25 protein-coding genes and 2 other annotated features are annotated in these 26,075 nt (G+C 45.0%); all 25 genes read right to left on the minus strand.

Annotated features, from left to right (window positions below):
- Positions 1-7: 7 nt before the first annotated feature.
- Positions 8-643 carry a 50S ribosomal protein L3 gene (rplC, locus tag GLV98_RS18815; protein ID WP_089654434.1) on the minus strand — a complete coding sequence of 212 codons (636 nt, stop codon included), beginning with the start codon at positions 641-643 and terminating at the stop codon, positions 8-10.
- Positions 644-675: 32 nt separating this feature from the next.
- Positions 676-984 carry a 30S ribosomal protein S10 gene (rpsJ, locus tag GLV98_RS18820; protein WP_089654435.1) on the minus strand — a complete coding sequence of 103 codons (309 nt, stop codon included), beginning with the start codon at positions 982-984 and terminating at the stop codon, positions 676-678.
- A gap of 745 nt (positions 985-1,729) precedes the next feature.
- Entirely contained in the window at positions 1,730-2,920 is a 1,191-nt protein-coding gene (gene tuf, locus GLV98_RS18825) for an elongation factor Tu (RefSeq protein ID WP_160917554.1), read from the minus strand.
- Positions 2,921-3,047: 127 nt separating this feature from the next.
- Positions 3,048-5,126, minus strand: a complete 2,079-nt coding sequence (fusA, locus tag GLV98_RS18830) for an elongation factor G (protein ID WP_115824706.1) — start codon at positions 5,124-5,126, stop codon at positions 3,048-3,050.
- 42 nt (positions 5,127-5,168) lie between these two features.
- A complete protein-coding gene (rpsG, locus tag GLV98_RS18835) occupies positions 5,169-5,639 on the minus strand; it encodes a 30S ribosomal protein S7 (RefSeq protein WP_160916734.1) in 471 nt (156 codons plus the stop codon).
- 52 nt (positions 5,640-5,691) lie between these two features.
- Positions 5,692-6,111 (minus strand): 30S ribosomal protein S12, encoded by a 420-nt coding sequence (rpsL, locus tag GLV98_RS18840; RefSeq protein WP_089654439.1) that lies wholly within the window; start codon positions 6,109-6,111, stop codon positions 5,692-5,694.
- A 94-nt stretch (positions 6,112-6,205) separates the two neighbouring features.
- On the minus strand, positions 6,206-6,457 hold the full coding sequence (locus GLV98_RS18845; RefSeq protein ID WP_089654440.1) for a 50S ribosomal protein L7ae-like protein: 252 nt from the start codon (positions 6,455-6,457) through the stop codon (positions 6,206-6,208).
- A gap of 141 nt (positions 6,458-6,598) precedes the next feature.
- Complete coding sequence (gene rpoC, locus GLV98_RS18850; RefSeq protein WP_160917555.1) at positions 6,599-10,210, minus strand: DNA-directed RNA polymerase subunit beta'; 3,612 nt, start codon at positions 10,208-10,210, stop codon at positions 6,599-6,601.
- A 72-nt stretch (positions 10,211-10,282) separates the two neighbouring features.
- Positions 10,283-13,810 (minus strand): DNA-directed RNA polymerase subunit beta, encoded by a 3,528-nt coding sequence (rpoB, locus tag GLV98_RS18855; RefSeq protein ID WP_160917556.1) that lies wholly within the window; start codon positions 13,808-13,810, stop codon positions 10,283-10,285.
- Positions 13,811-14,121: 311 nt separating this feature from the next.
- Positions 14,122-14,727 (minus strand): class I SAM-dependent methyltransferase, encoded by a 606-nt coding sequence (locus GLV98_RS18860; RefSeq protein WP_160917557.1) that lies wholly within the window; start codon positions 14,725-14,727, stop codon positions 14,122-14,124.
- A 152-nt stretch (positions 14,728-14,879) separates the two neighbouring features.
- Positions 14,880-15,245, minus strand: a complete 366-nt coding sequence (gene rplL, locus GLV98_RS18865; RefSeq protein ID WP_160917558.1) for a 50S ribosomal protein L7/L12 — start codon at positions 15,243-15,245, stop codon at positions 14,880-14,882.
- A 50-nt stretch (positions 15,246-15,295) separates the two neighbouring features.
- Positions 15,296-15,796 (minus strand): 50S ribosomal protein L10, encoded by a 501-nt coding sequence (gene rplJ, locus GLV98_RS18870; protein ID WP_160917559.1) that lies wholly within the window; start codon positions 15,794-15,796, stop codon positions 15,296-15,298.
- Between the two features lie 43 nt (positions 15,797-15,839).
- Positions 15,840-15,986: a sequence feature (ribosomal protein L10 leader region), on the minus strand.
- 51 nt (positions 15,987-16,037) lie between these two features.
- The gene (gene rplA / locus GLV98_RS18875) at positions 16,038-16,733 is read right to left on the minus strand and encodes a 50S ribosomal protein L1 (protein ID WP_089654445.1); all 696 of its coding nucleotides are present in this window, start codon (positions 16,731-16,733) and stop codon (positions 16,038-16,040) included.
- A 117-nt stretch (positions 16,734-16,850) separates the two neighbouring features.
- Positions 16,851-17,276, minus strand: coding sequence for a 50S ribosomal protein L11 (gene rplK / locus GLV98_RS18880; protein ID WP_035511717.1), 426 nt, complete (start codon positions 17,274-17,276; stop codon positions 16,851-16,853).
- A gap of 152 nt (positions 17,277-17,428) precedes the next feature.
- On the minus strand, positions 17,429-17,965 hold the full coding sequence (gene nusG / locus GLV98_RS18885) for a transcription termination/antitermination protein NusG (protein ID WP_146818487.1): 537 nt from the start codon (positions 17,963-17,965) through the stop codon (positions 17,429-17,431).
- 129 nt (positions 17,966-18,094) lie between these two features.
- Complete coding sequence (gene secE, locus GLV98_RS18890; protein WP_160917573.1) at positions 18,095-18,271, minus strand: preprotein translocase subunit SecE; 177 nt, start codon at positions 18,269-18,271, stop codon at positions 18,095-18,097.
- 40 nt (positions 18,272-18,311) lie between these two features.
- Entirely contained in the window at positions 18,312-18,461 is a 150-nt protein-coding gene (gene rpmG, locus GLV98_RS18895; RefSeq protein ID WP_074736204.1) for a 50S ribosomal protein L33, read from the minus strand.
- A 79-nt stretch (positions 18,462-18,540) separates the two neighbouring features.
- The gene (gene sigH / locus GLV98_RS18900) at positions 18,541-19,197 is read right to left on the minus strand and encodes an RNA polymerase sporulation sigma factor SigH (protein ID WP_160916726.1); all 657 of its coding nucleotides are present in this window, start codon (positions 19,195-19,197) and stop codon (positions 18,541-18,543) included.
- 81 nt (positions 19,198-19,278) lie between these two features.
- Positions 19,279-19,788: an NYN domain-containing protein gene (locus GLV98_RS18905; RefSeq protein ID WP_160917560.1), complete on the minus strand. Its 510-nt coding sequence runs from the start codon at positions 19,786-19,788 to the stop codon at positions 19,279-19,281.
- Between the two features lie 3 nt (positions 19,789-19,791).
- Positions 19,792-20,535, minus strand: a complete 744-nt coding sequence (rlmB, locus tag GLV98_RS18910; protein WP_160917561.1) for a 23S rRNA (guanosine(2251)-2'-O)-methyltransferase RlmB — start codon at positions 20,533-20,535, stop codon at positions 19,792-19,794.
- Positions 20,535-20,939, minus strand: a complete 405-nt coding sequence (locus GLV98_RS18915; protein ID WP_160917562.1) for a Mini-ribonuclease 3 — start codon at positions 20,937-20,939, stop codon at positions 20,535-20,537. Before GLV98_RS18915 ends, rlmB begins: the two co-directional genes overlap by 1 nt.
- A 4-nt stretch (positions 20,940-20,943) precedes the next feature.
- A complete protein-coding gene (gene cysS / locus GLV98_RS18920) occupies positions 20,944-22,344 on the minus strand; it encodes a cysteine--tRNA ligase (RefSeq protein WP_160917563.1) in 1,401 nt (466 codons plus the stop codon).
- Positions 22,334-22,990 (minus strand): serine O-acetyltransferase, encoded by a 657-nt coding sequence (gene cysE, locus GLV98_RS18925; protein WP_160917574.1) that lies wholly within the window; start codon positions 22,988-22,990, stop codon positions 22,334-22,336. The genes cysS and cysE overlap by 11 nt, the downstream gene beginning before the upstream one ends.
- A gap of 78 nt (positions 22,991-23,068) precedes the next feature.
- Positions 23,069-23,287 (minus strand) — a binding site (T-box leader).
- Between the two features lie 44 nt (positions 23,288-23,331).
- Positions 23,332-24,801: a glutamate--tRNA ligase gene (gene gltX / locus GLV98_RS18930; RefSeq protein ID WP_160917564.1), complete on the minus strand. Its 1,470-nt coding sequence runs from the start codon at positions 24,799-24,801 to the stop codon at positions 23,332-23,334.
- A gap of 57 nt (positions 24,802-24,858) precedes the next feature.
- A complete protein-coding gene (locus GLV98_RS18935) occupies positions 24,859-26,049 on the minus strand; it encodes a bifunctional 2-C-methyl-D-erythritol 4-phosphate cytidylyltransferase/2-C-methyl-D-erythritol 2,4-cyclodiphosphate synthase (RefSeq protein WP_160917565.1) in 1,191 nt (396 codons plus the stop codon).
- Positions 26,050-26,075: the final 26 nt, after the last annotated feature.

Below are 26,075 nucleotides of genomic sequence, written 5' to 3' on the forward strand. Positions count from 1 at the left end.
TCGTTTATTATTTGCTAGCCTTAATTGCACTTGTGATCTTAACGTAAGACTTTTTCGCGCCTGGTACATTACCTTTGATAAGTAGTAGATTACGCTCAGCGTCCACTTTTACTACTTCAAGGTTTTGTAGAGTTACTGTTTCGCCACCCATTTGTCCTGCAAGGCCTTTGCCTTTGAAGACTTTGGACGGGTCAGCACCTTGTCCCATAGAACCGGAACGACGGTGGAAACGGGAACCGTGAGTTTTAGGTCCAGTAGATTGGTTATGGCGCTTGATTGCACCCTGGAATCCTTTACCTTTAGAAGTTCCTGTAACGTCAATTGCGTCACCAGCTTCGAAAATATCAACTTTAACCTCTTGACCTAGTTCAAAGTCATCAAGGTTTGTATTACGGAATTCACGAACGTAGCGCTTAGGTGTTGTGCTTGCTTTATCAGCGTGCCCTTGGGCAGCTTTCTTCAAGCGGTTTGACTTTTCATCAGCAAAACCTAGTTGGATCGCTTCATAACCGTCGTTTTCTGTTGTTTTCTTTTGAAGAACAACGTTTGGCTCAGCCTGAACGACTGTTACTGGGATCAACTCACCATTTTCAGAGAAAATTTGAGTCATGCCGACTTTTCGTCCTAAGATTCCTTTCGTCATCCGTTACACCTCCTATTATCTTTACGATTTATTTATAGTTTGATTTCGATATCCACACCAGATGGTAGATCCAAACGCATAAGTGAATCAACAGTCTGTGGTGTTGGATTAACAATGTCGATTAAACGTTTGTGTGTGCGCATTTCGAACTGCTCACGAGAGTCTTTATACTTGTGAGTCGCACGAAGTACAGTATAAACAGAACGCTCTGTTGGAAGCGGGATCGGACCAGATACATTAGCTCCGGAACGCTTCGCAGTGTCAACAATCTTTTCTGCGGACTGATCAAGTACTCTGTGATCATACGCCTTTAAACGAATACGAATTTTCTCTTTTGCCATTATTTTCCCTCCTTCTTCGCCCATTTTTGAAATAGACATTCTCCGCGAAAAAAACTTGACCACCAGCCATGGCAAAGGGGCCGGGTGTGTCAACAACCTTTCGCTTCATCGCCTTTTATGACCAACATTACTTATTATATAGAAGAAATGCGGTCATTGCAAGGATAAATCCATAATTATTTTCATCACGGACACTTAAAATATTATACTAGCGTTCAGGACGTTTTTCAAGGGGAAACCACGTATTCATAGGGTTTCCGCTGAGATTCTTTGACTGCCTCTTTGAAATCCATTGTCCATTAAAACAAATTTGCGTAAGATTATCAACCATCTCTGTGTTAAGAATGATGTTCTGAAAATTGAAAGACCTTAATGAAATACCGCATCTATTTAATTCCAAGTCCACATAAGATGATATACGTATTTCGAAACAACCGGACTAGCAATTCTCCCATCTACAATTACCTCACTACTCAAAGCCTCCGCGCCTGTCCTTAATAGAATTTCAATAGTATAAGTAGTCGCATTTAACTGAACAGGAACATATTCGGCACGCCGTCCTGTATGATTAGAAAATTATGACGTTGAAAAGTAAGACCCTGACCCTTCATGTCCTAAAGCCTCCATATAGTAAACGAACAAATCATATCATGCGAGATGAGGAATGAGTCGTAGAAACATATATTTTCATTAAAAAAGAGCAACAGCCGCAAGCTGTTGCTCTCTATATAGGATAGTACTGAAATTACTTAGTGATTTCAGAAACTACGCCAGAACCTACTGTACGTCCACCTTCACGAATGGAGAAACGAGTTCCGTCCTCGATCGCGATTGGGGAGATAAGTTCTACAGTCATTTCAACGTTGTCCCCAGGCATAACCATTTCTACGCCTTCAGGAAGTTGAATAACACCAGTTACGTCCGTAGTACGGAAGTAGAACTGTGGGCGGTAGTTAGAGAAGAATGGAGTGTGACGTCCACCTTCGTCTTTAGCTAGTACATAAACTTCAGCTTTGAAGTTTGTGTGTGGAGTGATAGAACCAGGCTTAGCTAGTACTTGACCACGGTTGATGTCTTCACGCTTAACACCACGTAGAAGTGCACCGATGTTGTCTCCAGCTTCAGCGTAATCTAGAAGCTTACGGAACATTTCAACACCAGTTACAGCAGTTTTGCTGGACTCTTCAGCCATACCGATGATTTCAACTTCGTCACCGACTTTAACTGTTCCACGCTCAACACGACCAGTTGCAACTGTACCACGACCAGTGATAGAGAATACATCCTCAACTGGCATCATGAATGGCTTGTCAGTGTCACGGTCTGGAGTTGGAACATACTCGTCAACTGCGTCCATAAGATCGTAGATTGCTTGCTCATACTTCTCTTCACCTTCAAGAGCTTTAAGAGCAGAACCGCTGATTACTGGTACGTCATCACCATCGAAGTCGTACTCAGAAAGAAGATCGCGAACTTCCATTTCTACTAGCTCAAGAAGCTCTTCGTCGTCTACCATGTCAACTTTGTTCAAGAATACAACGATAGCTGGTACACCTACGTTTTTAGAAAGTAGGATGTGCTCACGAGTTTGTGGCATTGGACCGTCAGCTGCAGATACAACTAGGATCGCGCCGTCCATTTGAGCAGCACCAGTGATCATGTTCTTAACGTAGTCCGCGTGACCTGGGCAGTCAACGTGTGCATAGTGACGGCTTTCTGTTTCGTACTCAACGTGTGCAGTGGAGATTGTGATTCCACGCTCACGCTCTTCAGGAGCACCGTCAATCATGTCATATGCCATTGCTTCACCAGAACCAGAACGCTTGTGAAGTACAGTCGTGATCGCTGCAGTTAGAGTTGTTTTACCGTGGTCAACGTGTCCAATTGTACCAATGTTAACGTGGGACTTGGACCGGTCAAATTTTTCTTTACCCATTGTATATTTCCTCCTTTAGATAAGTAACAAGTTTGGTTTTCAAGATTTATGATGCAGCTTAGGAGTAAGCAATAGTCACTCCTAAGCTTACAATACAAGTTATACTTTAACTCGTCTAAAAAATCAATTATTCACCAGCATTTTTCTTAATGATTTCCTCAGAGATGCTCTTCGGAACTTCTTCATAGTGGTCGAAGTGCATTGTGTACGTACCACGGCCTTGAGTGTTGGAACGCAACGCAGTTGCATAACCGAACATCTCAGATAGTGGAACGAATGCTTTAACCACTTGTGCATTACCACGAGTTTCCATGCCTTCTACACGTCCACGACGGGAAGTTACGTCACCCATGATGTCGCCCATGTATTCCTCAGGAATAACAACTTCTACTTTCATCATTGGTTCAAGTAGAACAGGCTTACACTTGTTTTTCGCCTCTTTAAGTGCCATGGAAGCGGCAACTTTAAAGGCCATTTCGTTGGAGTCGACATCGTGGTAAGAACCGTCGTAAAGAGTCGCTTTGATGTCTACCATAGGGTATCCAGCCAATACACCGTTTTCCATAGACTCTTTAATACCTTGTTCTACAGATGGAATGTATTCACGTGGTACAACACCACCGACGATCTTGTTAACGAATTCGAAACCAGCGCCTTCTTCGTTTGGCTCGAACTCAACCCATACGTGACCAAATTGTCCACGACCACCGGATTGACGTACGAACTTACCTTCCACTTGTGCACTACCGCGGAATGTTTCACGGTAAGCAACTTGCGGAGCACCAATGTTCGCTTCAACTTTGAACTCACGCTTCAGACGGTCAACGATGATGTCCAGGTGAAGTTCACCCATACCTGCGATGATCGTTTGACCAGTTTCAACGTTTGTTTCAGTTTGGAACGTTGGATCCTCTTCAGCTAGTTTTCCAAGAGCGATGGACATCTTATCTTGGTCAGCTTTAGATTTAGGCTCGATAGCAACAGAGATTACCGGATCAGGGAATTCCATGGACTCAAGAATAACAAGACTCTTTTCGTCACATAGCGTATCACCCGTACCTGTATCTTTAAGTCCTACCGCACCTGCGATATCCCCTGCATACACAGTGGAGATCTCTTCACGAGAGTTTGCGTGCATCTGCAGGATACGACCTACACGCTCACGCTTGTCTTTCGTGGAGTTTTTCACGTATGAACCAGCATTCAAAGTACCGGAATACACGCGGAAGAAAGTCAATTTACCTACATAAGGGTCTGTCGCAACTTTAAATGCCAATGCAGAGAATGGCTCGTTGTCGTCAGGCTTACGTACAACTTCTTCTTCTGTTTGTGGTACGTGACCTTCAATTGGAGGTACATCTAGTGGAGATGGTAGATAATCGATAACACCATCAATTAGAAGTTGAACTCCTTTGTTCTTGAAGGCAGAACCACAGAATACTGGGTAGAATTCAACACTTAGAGTTGCTTTACGGATGGCATCCTTAAGCTGGTCGTTTGTGATTTCTTCTCCCTCTAGATACTGCATCATCAAGTCTTCATCAAGTTCTGCGACAGCTTCTACTAGCTTGCCACGGTACTCTTCAGCTTGATCTTTGTAGTCGTCAGGAATCGGGCGTGCTTCAGCACGTGTTCCCAAGTCGTCCATGTAGTAGTATGCTTCCATCGTTACTAGGTCGATGATTCCTTCGAATTCATCTTCCGCACCGACAGGAAGTTGAACAGCTGCTGCATTTGCTCCTAGGCGGTCTTGCAACGTACCTAGGGAGTAGATGAAGTCAGCTCCGATTTTGTCCATTTTGTTAATGAAGACAATACGAGGAACACCGTATGTCGTAGCTTGGCGCCAAACAGTTTCTGTTTGAGGCTCAACACCAGATTGTGCGTCAAGGACAGCTACGGAACCATCAAGTACACGCAGGGAACGTTCAACTTCAACAGTGAAGTCTACGTGTCCTGGAGTATCGATGATGTTGATACGGTGACCTTTCCACTGAGCAGTCGTAGCGGCGGAAGTGATTGTAATTCCGCGCTCTTGTTCCTGCTCCATCCAGTCCATTTGGGAAGCTCCTTCGTGAGTTTCACCAATCTTGTGGATACGTCCTGTGTAGAAAAGAATACGCTCTGTCGCCGTTGTTTTACCAGCGTCGATGTGAGCCATTACCCCGATATTCCGAGTCTTTTCCAAGGAGAACTCTCTAGCCATGCATCTTTCTCCTTCCTGTTTGAACCTTTTATTTTTTGGTGATTACCAGCGATAGTGAGCGAATGCTTTGTTCGCTTCCGCCATCTTGTGCATTTCTTCGCGACGCTTCACAGATGCACCTGTGTTGTTAGCAGCATCTAGAATTTCGTTAGCTAGGCGCTCTTCCATCGTTTTCTCTCCGCGAAGACGCGCATAGTTTACGATGAAACGCAAGCCTAGTGCCTGGCGACGTTCTGGACGAACCTCAACAGGTACCTGATAGTTGGAACCACCTACACGACGAGCGCGTACCTCCAATACAGGCATTACGTTCTTCATTGCTTGATCAAATGCTTCCATAGCGTCATTGCCGCTACGTTCTTGAACAAGTTCAAATGCTTTATAAAGGATTTTCTGTGCTTTACCGCGCTGACCGTTAACCATGATTTGGTTGATCAAGCGAGTAACAAGCTTAGAGTTATACATTGGATCTGGTAACACATCACGTTTAGCTACTGGACCTTTACGTGGCATATGTTCCCCTCCCTTCTTCGATGTTTTTATTTAAGCGATATTTGCATATCGATTATTTTTTAGCTTTTGGCTTTTTCGTACCGTATTTGGAACGACCTTGCATACGGCCATCAACACTTGCTGTGTCAAGAGCACCACGTACAACGGTGTAACGTACACCTGGCAAGTCTTTAACTTTACCGCCACGGATAAGAACAACACTGTGTTCTTGAAGGTTGTGGCCTTCACCAGGGATATAAGCGTTAACCTCAAGCTGGTTAGTAAGACGAACACGTGCATACTTACGTAGGGCAGAGTTCGGTTTCTTAGGTGTCATTGTTCCAACACGAGTGCAAACCCCACGTTTTTGTGGAGATGAAAGATCAGTCATACGCTTTTTATAGCTGTTGTAGCCTTTGTTCAAAGCTGGAGAGTTAGACTGCTTTGTTTTGCTCACGCGTCCTTTGCGTACCAATTGGTTAATTGTTGGCATGTTTGTATCCTCCCTTCGTACTTTTTTAATACCACACATCCAGGTGGTTCATAAAAAGGCAAAAAACAAAGCTTTCGCGCAGAACGCCAAAACTTTATTGCTTTATCGCCACTGTAGCCGCACCAACATCAATACCACATGCATTCCCGAGCTCCTCCATCGAAGGTACCCGTGTGTGAGGAATGTTCAGTTGTTGGGCTAATTTAGCTACTTTAAGTGTCATCGACTGATCAGCATCGTCAGCCGTTATGACTTCAACCACTTCGCCATTTTTCATGGCTTTCAGTGTTTGTTTGGTTCCAATGATTATATCGGATTTAGCCTGTGCTACTTTTTCATAAGACATCTTCATATCCTCCAAAGTAACAAGGATAAATGGAAGCACCTTGATTATATTATCACTCACCCAAATGCATGTCAACTGCATCCGGGTGAGTTTTTTGTGCTTCCTTTAATTTTACACCTTGTTAACATCTACTTCTTTATTTTAAGAATGTGTGACTTCTTCCGTCACTTCTGGAACCTCTTGTCTTTGTTGCTCGGATTGCGCTTGGATCTTGCGGTAACGAGTCATACCCGTACCTGCAGGAACAAGCTTACCGATAATAACATTCTCTTTCAATCCTAGCAACTCATCGCGCTTACCTTTAATCGCTGCGTCTGTAAGGACACGTGTCGTTTCCTGGAAGGATGCAGCAGATAGGAAGCTGTCTGTTTCAAGAGACGCTTTGGTAATACCAAGGATGACTGGACGGCCGACTGCCGGCTGGCCACCTTCCATAAGCGCTTTTTGGTTCGCTTCTTTGAATTGGTGAATTTCAAGTAGAGAACCAGGAAGTACATCGGTGTCACCCGAATCAAGGACACGTACTTTACGAAGCATCTGGCGTACCATAACTTCAACGTGCTTATCGGAGATTTCCACCCCTTGCATTCGGTAAACTTTCTGTACTTCTTTGAGAAGGTATTCTTGAACGCCATCAAGGCCTTGTACAGTCAGCAATTCTTTAGGATCAATCGAACCTTCAGTCAGAGGTTCACCTGCTTTGACCTCATCTCCAACCGACACTTTCATACGTGCACCATATGGAGCTGTGTAAGAACGTGATTCTACTGCGCCTTGTACGACGATTTCCTGCTTCTCTTTGACTTCATTGATTTCATGAACCGTACCATCAATTTCTGAGATAACGGCTTGACCTTTCGGATTACGTGCTTCCACGATCTCCTGGATACGCGGAAGACCCTGCGTGATATCGTCTCCGGCTACACCACCTGTGTGGAAGGTACGCATTGTAAGCTGTGTACCTGGCTCACCGATGGACTGTGCAGCGATGATTCCGACTGCTTCACCGACTTCAACTTCATCACCTGTTGCAAGGTTACGGCCATAACACTTCTTACAAACACCATGTTTCGTATTACATGTGAATGCCGTACGGATCACGATCTCTTCAATGCCAGCATCAACGATTTGACGTGCGACATCTTCATAAATGACTTCATTTCTTTCAACCATAACAGCATCGGTTTCAGGATGTTTCACTGTCTGGAACGCTGTACGTCCGATAAGGCGATCAATCAATGGTTCGACCACTTCGGTTCCCTCTGTCAATGCTGCTACAGGAAGACCTCGGTCTGTTCCACAATCATCCTCACGAACAATGACATCCTGCGCTACGTCTACAAGACGACGCGTCAAGTAACCGGAGTCAGCTGTCTTAAGGGCCGTATCAGCAAGTCCTTTACGGGCTCCGTGTGTAGAGATGAAGTACTCGAGTACCGTCAGACCTTCACGGAAGCTTGACTTGATCGGAAGTTCAATGATTCGTCCAGCCGGGTTAGCCATCAGACCACGCATACCAGCAAGCTGCGTAAAGTTAGAGGCGTTACCACGGGCTCCAGAATCACTCATCATGAAGATTGGGTTACGCGGGTTCAAGGATTTCATCAGACGGTTCTGAATATCATCTTTAGCCGCAGACCAAATTTCGATGACGCGATCGTAACGTTCTTCTTCTGTGATCAGACCACGACGGAACTGTTTCAAGACTTTATCCACTTTCTCCTGTGCTTCATCAAGGATTTCCTGCTTCTCTGGAAGTACGACAACGTCGGATACACCGACAGTAATACCGGCCTTCGTTGAGTAAGCAAACCCAAGGTCCTTCATGCGGTCAAGCATCTTAGACGTTTCACTGATGGAGAAACGCTTGAACACTTCTGCGATGATATCACCAAGGATCCCTTTCTTGAATGGAGATACTTCTTCACGCTTAGAAATCTCTTCACGGATATCTGTACCTTTTTCAATGAAGTAGTGATCAGGAGTCTTGATTTCCAAGTTCTCTTTCGTCGGTTCATTGATATATGGGAATGAATTCGGCAGCATTTCGTTGAAGATCAACTTACCTACTGAAGTCAGTAGAAGCTGCTGATTCTGTTTTTCCGTAAATGTTTCGTTATTTAATGAGCTAGCCTGAACAGCTACACGAGTGTGCAGATGAGCATAGCCATTTTGGTAAGCCATTAGAGCTTCGTTCAAGTCTTTGAAGAACATGCCTTCTCCGATGGCACCTTTTCTCTCAAGAGTCAGGTAGTAGTTACCTAATACCATGTCCTGGGAAGGTGTAACGACCGGCTTACCATCCTTAGGGTTAAGGATGTTTTGAGCAGCAAGCATCAAGATACGCGCTTCCGCCTGAGCTTCTGAAGATAGTGGCACGTGTACGGCCATTTGGTCTCCATCGAAGTCAGCGTTGTATGCGGTACATACAAGCGGGTGCAGACGAATGGCACGACCTTCAACAAGAGTCGGTTCAAAGGCCTGGATACCCAAACGGTGCAATGTTGGTGCACGGTTGAGCAGAACCGGGTGTTCTTTGATGACGTCCTCAAGGACATCCCATACTTCGTGGTGTACGCGCTCGATCTTACGCTTCGCTGATTTGATGTTATGAGCAAGACCTCGGGATACGAGTTCTTTCATAACGAATGGTTTGAACAATTCAAGGGCCATTTCCTTTGGAAGACCACATTGGTACATCTTCAAGGATGGTCCTACGACGATAACAGAACGTCCGGAATAGTCGACACGCTTACCTAGCAAGTTCTGACGGAAACGTCCTTGCTTACCTTTCAACATGTGAGAAAGGGATTTAAGCGGTCGGTTCCCTGGTCCTGTAACAGGACGACCGCGACGACCATTGTCAATCAAGGCATCGACAGCTTCCTGCAGCATACGCTTCTCGTTTTGAACGATGATTGTCGGTGCGCCAAGATCCAACAAACGCTTCAAGCGGTTGTTACGGTTGATCACACGACGATACAAGTCGTTCAAGTCAGAAGTTGCAAAACGTCCACCGTCAAGCTGGACCATTGGACGAAGTTCCGGTGGGATGACCGGAAGAACGTCAAGAATCATCCATGATGGATCGTTTCCTGAGTTACGGAAGGATTCTAATACTTCAAGACGCTTGATTGCACGTGTACGACGTTGTCCTTGAGCTGTTTTCAGCTCTTCTTTCAACGTATCTACTTCACCATCAAGGTCTATATCGAATAGAAGCTTACGGATGGCTTCCGCACCCATAGCTGCCTGGAATCCTTGTCCGAACTTCTCACGGTAAGAGCGGTACTCTTTTTCAGAAAGCAATTGCTTCTTCTCAAGAGCCGTCTCACCTGGGTCCGTAACGATATAGGCTGCGAAATAGATAACTTCCTCAAGAGCTCTCGGTGACATATCTAACACAAGACCCATACGGCTAGGGATTCCTTTGAAGTACCAAATGTGAGAGACAGGGGCAGCTAGTTCAAGGTGCCCCATACGCTCACGGCGAACTTTCGCCTTTGTTACTTCTACGCCACAGCGGTCACAAACGACTCCTTTATAGCGGACGCGTTTATATTTTCCGCAGTGACATTCCCAGTCTTTCTGCGGGCCGAAAATTCGCTCGCAGAAAAGACCGTCTTTTTCTGGTTTCAACGTACGATAGTTGATGGTTTCTGGCTTCTTAACCTCACCGTAGGACCAAGAACGAATCTTATCCGGTGAAGCCAGGCCTATTTTCATATACTCAAAGTTATTTACATCTAGCAAGGGGCCTACCTCCCTTTCAGTATCCAGGTTTTACCCTAAGCTTAGAACACGAGCAGCAGCAGTGTTTCTATCTTAATCGTCTAAGTTCAAATTCTCGGATTCTTTGGTTTGCTCTTCTTCGATATCACGCATTTCGATCTCTTGCTCATCAGCAGAAAGGATCTTCACATCCATACCTAAACTCTGAAGCTCTTTAATCAGAACCTTAAATGATTCAGGGACGCCAGGTTCAGGGACGTTGTCACCTTTAACGATGGCTTCGTACGTTTTCACACGTCCGACGACATCATCTGATTTAACAGTCAAGATTTCTTGAAGAGTGTAAGCAGCACCGTATGCTTCAAGTGCCCATACCTCCATCTCACCGAAACGCTGTCCACCGAATTGTGCTTTACCACCAAGCGGTTGCTGTGTAACCAAGGAATACGGTCCAGTAGAACGAGCGTGCAGTTTATCGTCAACCATGTGCGCCAGTTTAATCATATACATGACACCAACGGATACACGGTTATCAAATGGATCACCTGTACGTCCATCATATAGGATCGTCTTAGCATCACGAGCCATACCGGCTTCTTGTAATGTTTCCCAAACGTCTTCCTCTCGTGCACCATCAAATACTGGGGTAGCAATTCTTTCACCCATCAAACGAGCAGCCATACCCATGTGCAACTCTAGTACCTGACCGATGTTCATACGCGATGGAACACCTAGTGGGTTCAACATGATGTCTACCGGTGTACCATCCGGAAGGAAAGGCATATCTTCTTCTGGAAGAATCTTAGAAATAACACCTTTGTTTCCGTGACGACCGGCCATCTTATCACCTTCAGAAATCTTACGCTTCTGAACGATGTAGACACGAATCAATTGGTTCACACCTGGTGGAAGTTCGTCACCGTCTTCACGGTTGAAGATTTTCACATCAAGGACAATTCCGCCTGCACCGTGTGGCACACGCAAGGAAGTGTCACGAACTTCACGGGCTTTTTCACCGAAGATTGCGTGAAGAAGACGTTCTTCTGCAGATAGTTCTGTCACACCTTTTGGCGTAACTTTACCAACAAGCAGATCTCCATCGCTTACTTCAGCACCTACGCGAATAATTCCGCGGTCGTCCAAGTCACGAAGAGCATCTTCCCCAACGTTTGGAATGTCACGAGTGATTTCTTCTGGTCCAAGCTTCGTGTCACGAGCTTCAGATTCATATTCTTCAATATGAATGGACGTGTACACATCATCTTTGACGAGACGTTCACTCATGATGATCGCATCCTCATAGTTGTAACCATCCCATGTCATGAAGGCAACAAGCGGGTTTTGACCCAATGCCAGTTCACCCATATCCATGGAAGGTCCATCAGCCAGGATTTCACCTTGCTTCACGCGATCTCCTTTAGAAACAATCGGGCGCTGGTTGTAACAGCTTCCCTGGTTGGATCGAATGAATTTCTGTAGACGATAACGATCAAGATCTCCTTCAACCTCTTTGCCATCTACTTCAGAAATACGGCGGACACGAACTTCTTTCGCTTCTACGCGCTCAACAATTCCTTCGTGTCTGCAAATGACCGCAGCGCCAGAGTCTTTACCAGACACATACTCCATACCTGTACCGACAAGCGGCGCATCAGGTTTGAGCAATGGTACAGCTTGACGCTGCATGTTCGCACCCATCAAGGAACGGTTGGAGTCATCGTTCTCAAGGAAAGGAATACATGCGGTCGCTGCAGATACAACCTGCTTCGGTGATACGTCCATGTAGTCGATACGGTCACGACTGACAACGGTGTTCTCACCACGGAAACGAGCGATAACTTCTTCATCTGTAAAAGCTCCATCATCTTCAAGCTTGGCGTTCGCCTGAGCTACAACGTAATTGTCTTCCTCATCAGCTGTCAGATAATCGATTTGAGCTGTTACTTTATTGGTATCTGGATCAACACGGCGGTAAGGTGTCTCGATGAAACCAAACTCATTCACTTTCGCATAGGAGGAAAGGGAGTTGATCAAACCGATGTTTGGACCTTCCGGCGTTTCGATCGGACACATACGACCATAGTGGGAGTAGTGTACGTCACGAACTTCAAATCCTGCACGCTCACGAGTCAGACCACCAGGTCCCAATGCTGAAAGACGGCGCTTGTGCGTCAGTTCTGCTAGCGGGTTCGTTTGGTCCATGAACTGAGACAATTGCGAGCTTCCAAAGAACTCTTTAATGGATGCAATAACAGGACGAATATTAATTAATTGTTGTGGTGTGATGGAAGATGTATCTTGAATCGACATACGCTCACGAACCACACGCTCCATACGGGAAAGACCGATACGGAACTGGTTCTGCAGCAATTCACCAACAGAACGCAGACGGCGGTTTCCAAGGTGGTCGATGTCATCTGTTCCACCAACATCGTGCAACAAGTTGAAGAAATAGCTGATAGAAGAAAGAATATCCGCAGGAGTAATGTTCTTCACGTCACGGTCAATGTTTGCATTGCCGATGACATTGATGGAACGTTCACCTTCTGGGTCCGTCGGATCAACGATTTTGACAGACTGAACCTGGATAGGATCTTCAAGGACTCCGTCTACCGGGTCTAGCGTTTCTTCACTCAATGTTCCCTCTTCATCATCAAAATGTGGAATCAGCTTATTCAATAGACGACGATCGATCTTGTCCCCTTTTTCAGCGATCACTTCGCCTGTCTCTTCATCCACTAGCGTTTCTGCGAGCGTCTGATTGAACAAGCGATCTTTGATGTGAAGCTTTTTATTCATTTTATAACGACCAACACGAGCTAGATCATAGCGTTTCGGGTCGAAGAAACGGGAAACAAGCAAGCTTTTCGCATTTTCCACTGTTGGCGGCTCGCCAGGGCGTAGACGCTCGTAGATTTCAAGCAACGCTTTCTCTGTGTTTTCCGTATTGTCTTTTTCCAACGTGTTCTTCAAGTATTCGTTATCACCAATAAGATCAATGATCTCCTGGTCTGTTCCGAATCCTAGAGCACGTAAAAGCACGGTGATCGGTAACTTACGAGTACGATCGATACGGACGTGCACCACGTCTTTCGCATCGGTTTCAAACTCAAGCCACGCTCCGCGGTTCGGGATGACGGTAGCTGTGTAACCTCTCTTACCATTCTTGTCAATCTTTTTGTTAAAGTACACGCTAGGAGAACGAACAAGCTGAGAAACGATAACACGCTCTGCACCATTGATTACAAAGGTACCTGTGTCTGTCATAAGTGGGAAATCTCCCATGAATACTTCTTGTTCTTTCACTTCTCCTGTCTCATTATTCAAGAGACGTACTTTCACACGAAGTGGTGCGTTATATGTTACGTCGCGATCCTTTGACTCATCGACTGGATACTTTGGTTCGCCAAGACTGTAGTCCACAAACTCCAATGACAAATTACCTGTGAAATCTTCGATTGGGGAAATATCCTGGAACATTTCCTTCAAACCTTCTTGTAAGAACCAATCGTAAGAAGCGGTTTGAATTTCAATCAAGTTCGGTAATTCTAATACCTCACTGATGCGTGCGTAACTTCTGCGCTGGCGGTGTCGTCCATACTGAACTAGTTGACCTGTCAACTGATTCACCCCTCAAATCAAGCATTTTAATAACGAAAAAAGGGTCCGGCAAGACATGCCGAACAGGCTTGCGGTTGATCTTGCCACAAGCACTATTTAAACATCCGTTTCACAACGAATGGTGATTCTTCATTTCTCTCTAACGTTAGACAAAAAAGAAAAAGGCTTTTCATACATAAAAACCTCATTTACTTTCAGTGTTCGATTTTACCATTCTGACCATCTATCAACTTTTTATACACATTTCTAAAAAAAGACTTGACAGAGTTCAGATATATTGGCATTTTTCAATACTAGCACAACCAATAGGGCTAGTCAAACTTTTTAGCTTTAAGGATGTAATACCCTTTCCGCTTATCCACGACCTCTGCATTTCCGAACAATTCTTCGAGTTTCTGCTTCGCAGACGGCGCCCCCTGTTTCTTTTGAATCACGACCCACAACTCCCCTTCAACAAGTAGAGCTTCCTTCGCTTCTTCAAACATCTTGTGGACGACTTGTTTTCCGGCTCGAATGGGCGGGTTTGTTAGAATAGCAGCAAACTTCCGATCTTCTATCCCCTTAAAACGATCACTTTCTTGAATCGTAATGTTCCCCACATTATTGTCCGTCGCATTTTTCTTTGCAAGTCCCAAAGCTCTCTCATTAACGTCGACCATGAATACGTGACGGTCTTCGTAAGCTTTAGCTAGAGACAAACCGATTGGCCCATACCCACAACCAAGATCAAGAATGTTCCCTTGGACTCCCGGTTCTTGGAAGGTTTCGATCAATAAACGCGATCCGAAATCCACTTCTTTTTTAGAAAAGACGGCATGATCCGTCGTGAATGTGAACACATGACCAAGCAACTCAAAGTTCCACACCTTTTCTTCACTGCTCGTCGTTGTTTTCTTTGAATAATAATGCTCCGACATAATCCGAACACCTTCTTTTTCATCTATTGAAATGGCAAGGTTTAATCCTGGTCACAGCAAATCTAGCAAAACATGTAGAACCTTGCTAAATATGCCTGTTAAGAAAAAGAAAGCCCGCCGATAAATCAGCGAGCTTTACTTTAAACATTCTCTTACTTAACTTCGACAGAAGCGCCTGCTTCTTCAAGCTTAGATTTGATTTCTTCAGCTTCTTCTTTAGAAACAGCTTCTTTGATTGTTGCCGGAGCACCATCAACCATTTCTTTCGCGTCTTTAAGACCAGCACCAGTGATTTCACGTACTGCTTTAACTACTTTGATCTTAGAAGATCCAGCAGATTCTAGTACTACATCAAATTCAGTTTGCTCTTCAGCAGCTTCGCCACCTGCAGCAGGCGCGCCAGCAGCAACTGGAGCTGCAGCAGATACACCAAATTCTTCTTCAATTGCTTTAACTAGGTCGTTAAGCTCAAGAACAGACATTTCCTTAATCGCTTCGATAATTTGTTCGTTAGACATGAGAAATTTCCTCCTTAGTTTTTGTTGTTATAGTTTAAACGAACGCTAACTTACGCGCTTTCTTCTTCTTTTTGATCCGCGATCGCTTTCGTAGCGTAAGCGAAGTTGCGGATAGGTGCTTGTAGTACGCTTAGGAACATAGATACAAGACCTTCGTAGTTTGGAAGGTTTGCAAGTTCTTTGATTTGCTCAAGAGTTGCAACTTGTCCTTCAACTACCCCACCTTTGATTTCAAGGCTTTCGTGATCTTTAGCGAAGTTGTTCAATACTTTAGCCGCAGCTACAGCATCGTCTTCATGGAATGCGACAGCTGTCGGTCCTTGAAGGACTTCTTTAAGATCAGATAGTTCTACTTCGTCAGCAGCACGACGGACCATTGTGTTTTTATACACTTTGAAATCTACGCCTGCTTCACGAAGCTGGGTACGAAGTTCAGTAACTTCTGCTACATCAAGTCCGCGGTAGTCTACAACGACTGCAGATTTACTGTTGCGGAACTTGTCAGCCAAGTCAGATACAATCTGTTTCTTCTGTTCGATAACACTGCTCATTGTTCCACCTCCTATTGACTTTTCATCATACCGTTCGAAGGTTTTACTCATAAAAAAAACACCTCCACATAGACATGGAGGTGTTTCATAGAGCAGGGCAGTTCGCGCTGCTCTATTTATATCACACACCTCGGCAGGACTTTAAGCGGAGATCCGCACCTGCTGTCTACGGTATAACGTATTTATTTATACAACGCTACCTAGTATATATCGTAGATAACGGAAAGTCAACACTTTTTTATTACTTCGTGTAACCAGAAACGTCTACTTTGATTCCAGGCCCCATCGTAGATGAAACAGCAGCGTTACGCATATAAGTTCCCTTAGATGCTTGTGGCTTCGCTTTAACAAGTGTTTCAGTGATTGCTGCGAAGTTTTCAGCCAACTTGTTCTCATCGAAAGAAGCTTTTCCGATTGGAACGTGGATGTTCGCTGCTTTATCAACGCGGTATTCTACTTTACCTGCTTTGATTTCGTTAACAGCTTTTTCTACTTCGAATGTCACTGTACCTGTTTTAGGGTTCGGCATAAGACCTTTTGGTCCTAGTACACGACCTAGCTTACCAACTTCAGCCATCATATCAGGAGTTGCTACTACGACATCAAACTCGAACCAACCTTGGTTGATCTTGTTGATTAGGTCTTGTTCACCTACGTAGTCAGCACCTGCTGCTTCTGCTTCTTTCGCTTTATCACCTTTAGCGAAAACAAGCACACGCTGAGATTTACCTGTACCGTGTGGAAGCACCATCGCGCCACGGATCTGTTGGTCCGCTTTTTTAGGATCTACACCTAGACGGAATGCTGCTTCGACAGTTTCGTCAAAGTTCGCTTTTGAAGTTTCTTTTACAAGCTTGATGGCTTCTTGCACATCATAAGCTTTTGTACGGTCAACAAGCTTCGCTAGCTCTTGTTGCTTTTTCGTTTTCTTAGCCATTATTAATTTCCTCCTCGTTGTGGTTTTAACGGATTTTCCTCCCACGAATAAAGGTTGCGAAAGAGTCACAAGCTCCATTTCCGCAACCTTTTCCTATCTCCATGTGACGCTGTGGGATTAATCTTCGATCGTGATTCCCATGCTGCGCGCTGTACCTTCAACCATGCGCATTGCAGCTTCAACGTCAGCAGCGTTCAAATCAGGCATTTTCGTTTCTGCGATTTCGCGCACTTGGTCGCGTTTAACAGAAGCTACTTTGTTACGGTTCGGTTCACCGGAACCTGATTCAACTCCTGCCGCTTTCTTAAGAAGAACAGCAGCTGGTGGAGTTTTCGTAACGAATGTAAAGGAACGGTCCTCATAAACCGTAATTTCTACTGGAATGATCGTACCTGCTTGTTCCTGTGTACGAGCGTTAAACTCCTTACAGAATCCCATGATGTTAATACCTGCTTGACCTAGTGCTGGTCCAACCGGCGGTGCTGGGTTCGCTTTACCTGCAGGAATCTGAAGCTTTACAACATTAATAACTTTTTTAGCCACGAGACACACCTCCTTAAAGTCCGTGATGTGGTAATAGGGTTCAACCCCTCCCACTCATTGCGATATCTACGCAATCGCCCTCTTTTGGGGCGCATATAGAACATAAAAATTCTAGCATCTTTATTCCCAATATGCAAGGGGAGAGATAAATTTTATAATTTTTCGATTTGGGTAAAGTCTAACTCTACCGGCGTTTCACGCCCGAACATATTCACATGGACTTTCACTTTTTGTTTGTCCGTATCAATATATTCAATGGATCCTGTGAAGTTTGCGAAAGGTCCGTCTGTTACTTTAACACTTTCCTTAACCTCGAAGTCAACCTCTGCTTTCGGCTGTTCGTTCATGCCCATACGCTTAAGAACCGTTTCTACTTCTTCAGGCAGGAGAGGGATCGGCTTGGATCCGGAACCGGTGGATCCGACGAAACCAGTGACACCTGGCGTATTACGTACCACGTACCAGGAATCATCTGTCATGACCATCTCGGCCAAAACATAACCAGGGAATACTTTTTTCTTCGCCACTTTCCTCTTGCCATTTTTAATTTCTGCTTCTTCGTCCTCGGGAACAAGAACACGGAAGATCTTGTCTTCCATTCCCATTGATTCCACACGCTTCTCCAAGTTTGTTTTCACCTTGTTCTCATAACCTGAATAGGTGTGCACTACATACCATCTTTTTTCCATATTCGCAGGACAAGTGCTTGCCCTTCCCTCCCTTATACTAGAGTTGATGAATATTACTCCAACATGAAAAAACCCGCTGGACGGGTTTTTTGTAAGTCTATCTCCTATTATAGCATAAAATCCACTCTACTATTCTTGAGCGATGAGTTCAAGCACCTGGGAAATCCCAAGATCTACAATAGCGAAGAATACAGCTACGAAAGTGACAGTCAAAATAACCGTAACCGTGTACTTCCACAGTTCCTGACCTTTAGGCCAACTAACCTTTTTCATCTCTCGTGCTACATTCTTGAAGAACTTAAACATGCTGTAATACCCCCAAACTTGCGCCAACTGGCTTCCTTCTCTATTTCGTCTCGCGGTGTAAAGTATGCGTTCCGCATTTTTTACAAAACTTGCGGACTTCAAGACGTTCGGATTGGTTGGATCGATTTATATATGAACTATAATTCCGACTTAAACATTCTGTACAAGCTAAAATGACTTTTTTTCTCATTATCCGTCACCTCAATCTAGAGAGGTTTACACATACTCACTAAATGTAGCACTCTTACCGATTACTGTCAATGCAGCTTTCATAGAGTGATTTCATTGACTTCCAGGTATTTTTCCAGCTTCCTCTTCACACGTTGTAAAGCGTTATCAATAGATTTCACGTGTCGATCAAGCTCAACCGAAATCTCCTGGTAGGAACGTCCGTCCAAGTAGAGGGTCAGCACTTTTTTTTCTAAATCACTTAATAACTCTGACATTTTCTCTTCCATGTCTGAAAACTTCTCTTTATTCACAATCAATTCTTGTGGGTCGATCGCTTTTGAACCAGCGATAACATCCAATAATGTCCGATCTGATTCCTCATCATAAATAGGCTTGTCCAAAGAAACGTAGGAATTCAATGGGATATGTTTCTGTCTCGTGGCGGTTTTAATTGCGGTGATAATTTGACGGGTGACACATAATTCTGCAAAGGCTTTGAAGGATGACAATTTACCCTCTCTGTAATCGCGGATGGCTTTGTAAAGACCGATCATCCCTTCCTGGACGATATCCTCCCGGTCTGCGCCAATAAGAAAGTAAGTCCGAGCTTTCGCGCGCACAAAATTCTTGTACTTATTGATCAAGTAATCTAGCGCCTGGACTTGCCCTTGATTAATCCGTTCAACGACTTCTTCGTCATCAAGCTTGCTAAGATCCAAATCGTTGGTGCTTTTCTCCGTTTGTAAGATGCTCACACAGGATCCCTCCGACCGTGCTACCTCAATATAGCAATATTATACAGTACGATTCTGAAAAGCGTCAACAAGTTGTCAGAATTATTTATCTCCTCGGCGCCATTTTTCAAAGAGTTCCCGTACCTCTTTGTTGATTGGTATTTTAGATTGATAGGGATATTGATTCTGGCTTTCGACATCTTTCTCTATTTGGTTTTCAATATTCTTCAATTCGATATACAGCTCTCTTGCTGATTTCCTGAAGGCTCCCTGCCCGAAAATAGTGCGTTGTTCTGCATAGTCTGAGGTTGCTACATAGACTTGTGTACGAACATCATTCAATTCTCCAGCCAGTTTTTCTATCCGTTCATCAGCGGTTTCGTTTTCTTTTGTAAAGATAACTTCCACTTTGTAATTTTTTTGTTTTTTTTCAACTCCCCGGACATGGTAAGCATCAAAAACGATCATGATCCGGTCCCCGGTGTAGGATTGATACTCCGCCATCATCTCTATAAGGAGATCCCGGGCCTGCCCGAGATCTTTCTCCTTCAGATTTTTCAATTCCGGCCAAGCGCCAATCATATTGTATCCATCGACAATTAAGACATTCATGCCTTATTCCCCTAACGGATGGCGCTTCCTATAGACTTCGTACATCAAAAGGGAAGCGGCTACAGATGCGTTCAAAGAAGTTACTTCTCCAGCCATCGGCAGACTGACCGTCCAATCACACTTCTCTTTCGTTAATCGGCTCATGCCGCGACCTTCACTTCCAATGACGAGGGCAATCGGCATTTTCCCGTCAAGCTCCCGGTAATCTTCTGTGCCTACAGCGTCTGTACCCACCACCCAGACGAACCTTTCCTTCAACTCATCAATCGTCCTGGCAAGGTTCGTTACACGTGCAACTGGAATATATTCGATCGCACCTGTCGACGTTTTCGCAACGGTTGCTGTTAAAGACACAGAACGCCTCTTCGGTATGATGACACCATGTGCTCCTGCCGCATCTGCCGTCCTAAGAATAGAACCAAGGTTATGAGGGTCTTCAATTTCATCACAAATAATGAAAAATGGAGGCTCGTCCTTTTCTTCCGCTTTCGCAAATAAATCTTCCAAATCACTGTATTCATACGCAGCCACCGAAGCAATGACCCCCTGGTGATTTCCATCAACGAGCTGATCAATTTTCTTCTTGGGCACTTTTTGAACAATGAGCCCATTTTCTTTGGCCAGCTGCTCAAGCTTTTTATATGCCTGGTGCTGCAGCTGATCCGATACCATCACTTTATTGATCGGTCTGCCTGACCGGATGGCTTCCTGGACCGAATTCTTTCCGATGATCCATTCTCCATTCATTACGCTTCACTCCTTTCTTCAACGATTTGAATTGCATGTTGTATCAACGTTTCCAGCCGCTCCGTCTGTCCGGCCAAATACAAAAATCCCAACACTGCTTCGAACGCGGTCGAATAACGATAGGTCTGTACGTTGGTGTTTTTAGGGACGGATCCCGATTTTGCGTTCCGTCCTCTCCTAAGCACCCCTTCTTCTTCTTCCGTGAGCTTTCCTTCTTCCTGCCATACACGGACCACATCCGCTTGCGATACAGCCGACACGAATTGGATGGCTGTCTGGTGAAGGTGTTGAGGCTTCACCTCTCCTTTTTGTAGCAAGTGCTGTCTGACATAAAGCTCATAAACAGAGTCGCCCATGTAAGCGAGGGCAAGACTCTTCATCTGTTTCGCATTTGCGATTGTCATCGTCTTACCCCCGCTTCCATCTCGTGCCTTGGGATGTATCTTCAAGGATGATGTTGCGATCTTTCAACTCATCACGTATTTCGTCGGCACGCGCAAAGTCACGGTTCTTTCTAGCTTGCTTACGCTCCTCAATCAGGGCGTCCACTTCTTCATCAAGCAATTCTTCCTGCGCCTGCAGTTGAATGCCGAGGACACCTGTCAATTCTTCAAACAACTCTTCAAAAGCCGTTAAGACTTTTTCGTGGGTCTGGTCTTCCTGTAAATATAAGTTCGCCGACTTAGTCAAGTCAAACAGGACAGAAATCGCATTCGCCGTGTTGAAGTCATCATCCATTTCTTTAATGAATTGCTCTTTAAAACCAGCAACCTTATCAAGCCACTCGCCTTGATCTTCCTCCAAGCTCATCGTGGAATTTTTTCGGTGCTGGATGTTTTCATACGCATTCTTGATACGGTCAAAGCTGCTTTTCGCCCCTTTCAACAACTCATCACTGAAGTTGATCGGGTGACGGTATTGAACACTCAGCATGAAAAAGCGGATCACTTGAGGATCATGCTTTTTCACTAGATCATGGGCAAGGATGAAGTTTCCGAGGGACTTCGACATTTTTTCGTTGTCGATATTAATATACCCGTTATGCATCCAATAGCGCGCAAAAGATTCCCCGTTATGAGCTTCTGATTGCGCAATTTCATTTTCATGGTGTGGGAAGGTCAAATCCTGCCCACCCGCATGAATATCGATGGTTTCTCCAAGGTATTTCTTCGCCATTGCGGAGCACTCGATGTGCCACCCCGGTCGGCCGCTTCCCCAAGGACTTTCCCAAGTGATTTCGCCTTCTTTTGCATCTTTCCAAAGGGTGAAATCAAGCGGGTCTTCTTTTTTATCCCCGATTTCAATGCGGGACCCGGATCTTAGCTCATCGATGGACTGGTGAGAAAGCTTTCCGTATTGATCGAAGGAGCGCGTACGGAAATACACGTCCCCGCCCGCTTCATAAGCGAATCCTTTATCGATCAACCCCTGGATAAAGCTGATAATCTCATCCATGTTTTCCGTCACACGCGGATGATCCACTGCTTCTTTCACACCTAGTGCACCAACATCTTCTTTGTAAGCCGTAATGAAACGATTGGCGATATCTGTGACTCCCTCGCCCATTTCATTCGCCGCTTTAATCAATTTGTCATCGACATCTGTAAAGTTGAGCACATAGTGTACATCATAACCTCTGTACTCAAAATATCTTCTCACCGTATCGAAAACGATCGCCGGTCTTGCATTCCCGATGTGAATGTAGTTATAGACCGTAGGACCACAAACGTACATTTTCACTTTTCCTTCTTCCAGCGGATGGAACGGTTCCTTTTTTCTTGTCAGTGTGTTGTATATGTTAATTGCCATGTTGGTTCACTCCTTTGGTTTCCTCCATTTGTTTGCGCAGTTCCGCCATTTCCTTCTCGATCTCGTTCAACCGGTCGTACACAGGGTCTGGAAGTTTGTGATGGTCCAGGTCCTTCTTTTGGACTTTCTTGCCATCTTGAATGACGACATGACCAGGGATGCCGACGACTGTTGAATTGTTCGGAACATCGTGGAGCACCACAGAACCGGCCCCTACCTTAGAGTTTTCCCCGATTGTGATCGACCCCAGCACTTTCGCCCCTGTGGCTACTAATGAGTTATCAAGGAGAGTGGGATGTCTTTTGCCTTTTTCTTTTCCCGTCCCTCCGAGCGTCACTCCTTGAAAGATCGTCACATTATCTCCAATCTCACACGTTTCCCCGATGACGACCCCCATGCCGTGGTCGATGAAGAAACGACGCCCGATTTTCGCTCCGGGATGGATTTCAATGCCTGTCAGGAAACGGCTCCATTGGGAAATGAGCCGAGCCAGGAAGAAAAACTTCCGTTTGTGACAAGCATGGGCCACCCGATGCGCCCATATGGCATGCAGTCCTGAATACGTCAGGATCACTTCAATATAAGAACGAGCAGCAGGATCTTGATCGAACACCACATCGACATCTTCTTTAAACATTTTGAACAGCCCCATACTTGCTCCCCTCCTTGTACTGAAACAGAAGCAGTTCCAATAAAAATAAAAAACGCGCCTTTGTGCCAATGGCACAGAGACGCGTCGAACGTGGTTCCACTCTGTTTGGGATCGGCTTTTTTGCCTTTCCCCGCTTCACCCTTGATAACGGAAGGTACCCGCTTCGGCATACTTCGTTCAGCCGAAGACTCCGAGGTGCATTTCAAAGGCTTCTCAACGAATCACTTCCAGCCGTGGTGATTCTCTCTGTAGAAGAGGGGGCCTCTTACTTCTCCTCATCAACGTTTCGTATAGGTATCTCTACTATATGATATTCTTTCCCACTTGTGAACGAATTAAGCTTGCAACTTGCTTAATACATCATTCAGACGGACCGTTACGGTTTCCAGCCCAAGCAAGTGAATCGCGTTCGGAAGTTCAGGGCCGTGGGTTTGACCTGTTGTAGCTACACGGACAGGCATGAACAGCTTCTTCCCTTTATGGCCGGTTTCTTTCTGAACCGCTTTGATTTGCTTTTTAATGTTTTCAGGTGTGAATTCTTCCAGCTCATGAAGGTTCTTCTTGAACGTTTCCAGTACTTCAGGTACTTGTTCCCCTTCAAGGACTTCCATCGCAGCTTCATCATACTGAATTTCCTGTTTGAAGAACAATTCGGTAAGCTCGACGATTTCTGCTCCGTAGCTCAATTGTTCCTGATAAAGGCTGATTAGTTCGTGTGCCCACTTGCGATCTTCTTCGCTCATATCCTGAGACAAACGTCCAGCCTCAACTAAATGAGGAAGAGCAAGATCGACAACACGGTCCAAATCAGAGGCTTTGATGTATTGGTTGTTCATCCATTTCAGTTTCGCAGGATCGAAGACAGCTGGTGAAGTGGAAAGTCTGTCCGCATCAAAGATCTCAACAAGCTGATCCTGTGTGAAAATTTCTTCTTCCCCAACTGGCGACCAGCCTAGTAAAGTGATGAAGTTGAAAAGAGCTTCTGGCAAATAACCAAGATTCTTATACTGCTCAATAAACTGAAGAATGTGTTGATCACGTTTGCTCAGTTTTTTGCGCTCTTCATTGAGGATCAACGTCATATGACCGAACTTCGGAGGTTCCCAATCGAACGCTTCGTACACCATCATTTGTTTCGGTGTATTGGAAATATGCTCTTCTCCACGAAGGACGTGTGTAATTTTCATTAAGTAATCATCAATCGCAACAGCGAAATTATACGTTGGTGTTCCGTTCTGCTTAACGATGACCCAATCTCCAAAATCGCTGGATTCAAAAGTGATGTCGCCACGGACGATATCATTGAACGTGTACGTATGGTTTTCAGGAACACGGATACGAATACTAGGCTTACGGCCCTCCGCTTCGAATGCTGCGATTTGTTCCTCTGTAAGGTCGCGGTGCGCCCCAGAGTATTTCGGCGCTTCGCCTCGTGCCATTTGCGCTTCCCGTTCTGCTTCAAGCTCTTCGGATGTCATATAGCATTTGTAGGCAAGACCACGTTCCAACAATTCGTCGACATATTTCTTATAAATATCCAGACGTTCCATCTGACGGTAGGGACCGTATTCGCCCCCTATTTCTGAACTCTCGTCCCATTCGATTCCCAACCACTTCAAGTAGTCGAGCTGGCTCTTTTCTCCACCCTCGACGTTTCGTTTTTCATCTGTATCCTCAATACGGATGACTACCTTTCCACCTGCATTTTTCGCATAAAGGTAGTTGAATAGGGCAGTCCTTGCATTACCAATGTGAAGGTGCCCTGTCGGACTTGGTGCATAACGCACCCGTACTTCGTTAGACATAATTGTTCTCCTTTCCTATTCCGGTCTATATCCTTGACTTATTTTATCATTTTTTGTCTAGGAATGCTGTTTATTTTGCAAAAGGACAACCGCTTGAGCAGCAATCCCTTCTTTGCGGCCCGTAAAGCCGAGTTTCTCCGTAGTCGTTGCTTTCACGTTGATCCGTCCAGGTTCAACCCTAAGGAGAGAAGCAATGTTTTCACGGATTTGTTCAATGTATGGAGCCATTTTTGGTGCCTGGGCAATGACCGTACAATCCATATTCCCAAGTTCATACCCATGCTCTGTCACGATATCCCACACATGCTGCAGCAATTTGCCAGAGTCTGCATCTTTAAATGCCGGATCAGTGTCTGGAAAATGTTTACCGATGTCTCCTTCGCCAATTGCTCCAAGACAGGCATCTGCAATGGTGTGAAGCAGAACATCTGCGTCTGAATGGCCAAGCAGCCCTTTCTCATGTGGAATTTCAATACCTCCAATGATACATGGACGTCCTTCCGTCAACTGGTGTACATCAAATCCTTGGCCGACACGAAACATAGGGCCATCCTCCACCTTTCCATTTGTTTGATTATTCAAGTAAGCTTGGGCTTTATGTAAGTCTTCTGGAGTCGTAAGCTTGATATTGTCATAGCTTCCCTTTACGATTGCCACTTCTTTGTCCAACCGCTCCACGAGGGAAGCGTCATCTGTGCCGTAGTATCTGCTTTTCCTCGCTCGTTCATGCGCTTCATAAATTAAATCATAAGAGAAGGCTTGAGGTGTCTGAGCTGCCCATAACGTACTTCTATCCAGTGTATCCAAACCATGATCAGACTTCTGCTTGATTGTATCCGTCACAGGTACGGCAAGAAGAGCCGCCTCTTTTTCGTACACCGTTGCAGACAGTTCGTGTAAGAGCTCCTGGGGTACAAACGGGCGCGCCCCGTCATGAATAAACACAGGAAGCTTTCTGTTTCGAACGGTTTGCAGCCCTGCAAACACACTATCCTGACGTTCTGCTCCCCCATCAACAAGTTGAACCGATTGGCGGAGTGGATATTCTTTTAGAAGTTTTTCCATTTGAGACCGTTCGCGTTCATTCGTTACTAAGATCAACTCTTCACACCACTCATCCTGATCAAAGACGGAAAGGGTGTGACAGATCAATGGCTGGTTACCGATTTTCAAGAACTGCTTATTGCGACCAGCGAGCATCCGCTTGCCCTGTCCTGCCGCAAGTATAATGGCTGTATATTTTTTCATGCGTATCCATCCTACGTTTGTTTAGA

The sequence above is a fragment of the Halobacillus litoralis genome, assembly GCF_009856415.1.
GTDB lineage: Bacteria > Bacillota > Bacilli > Bacillales > Halobacillaceae > Halobacillus > Halobacillus litoralis_C.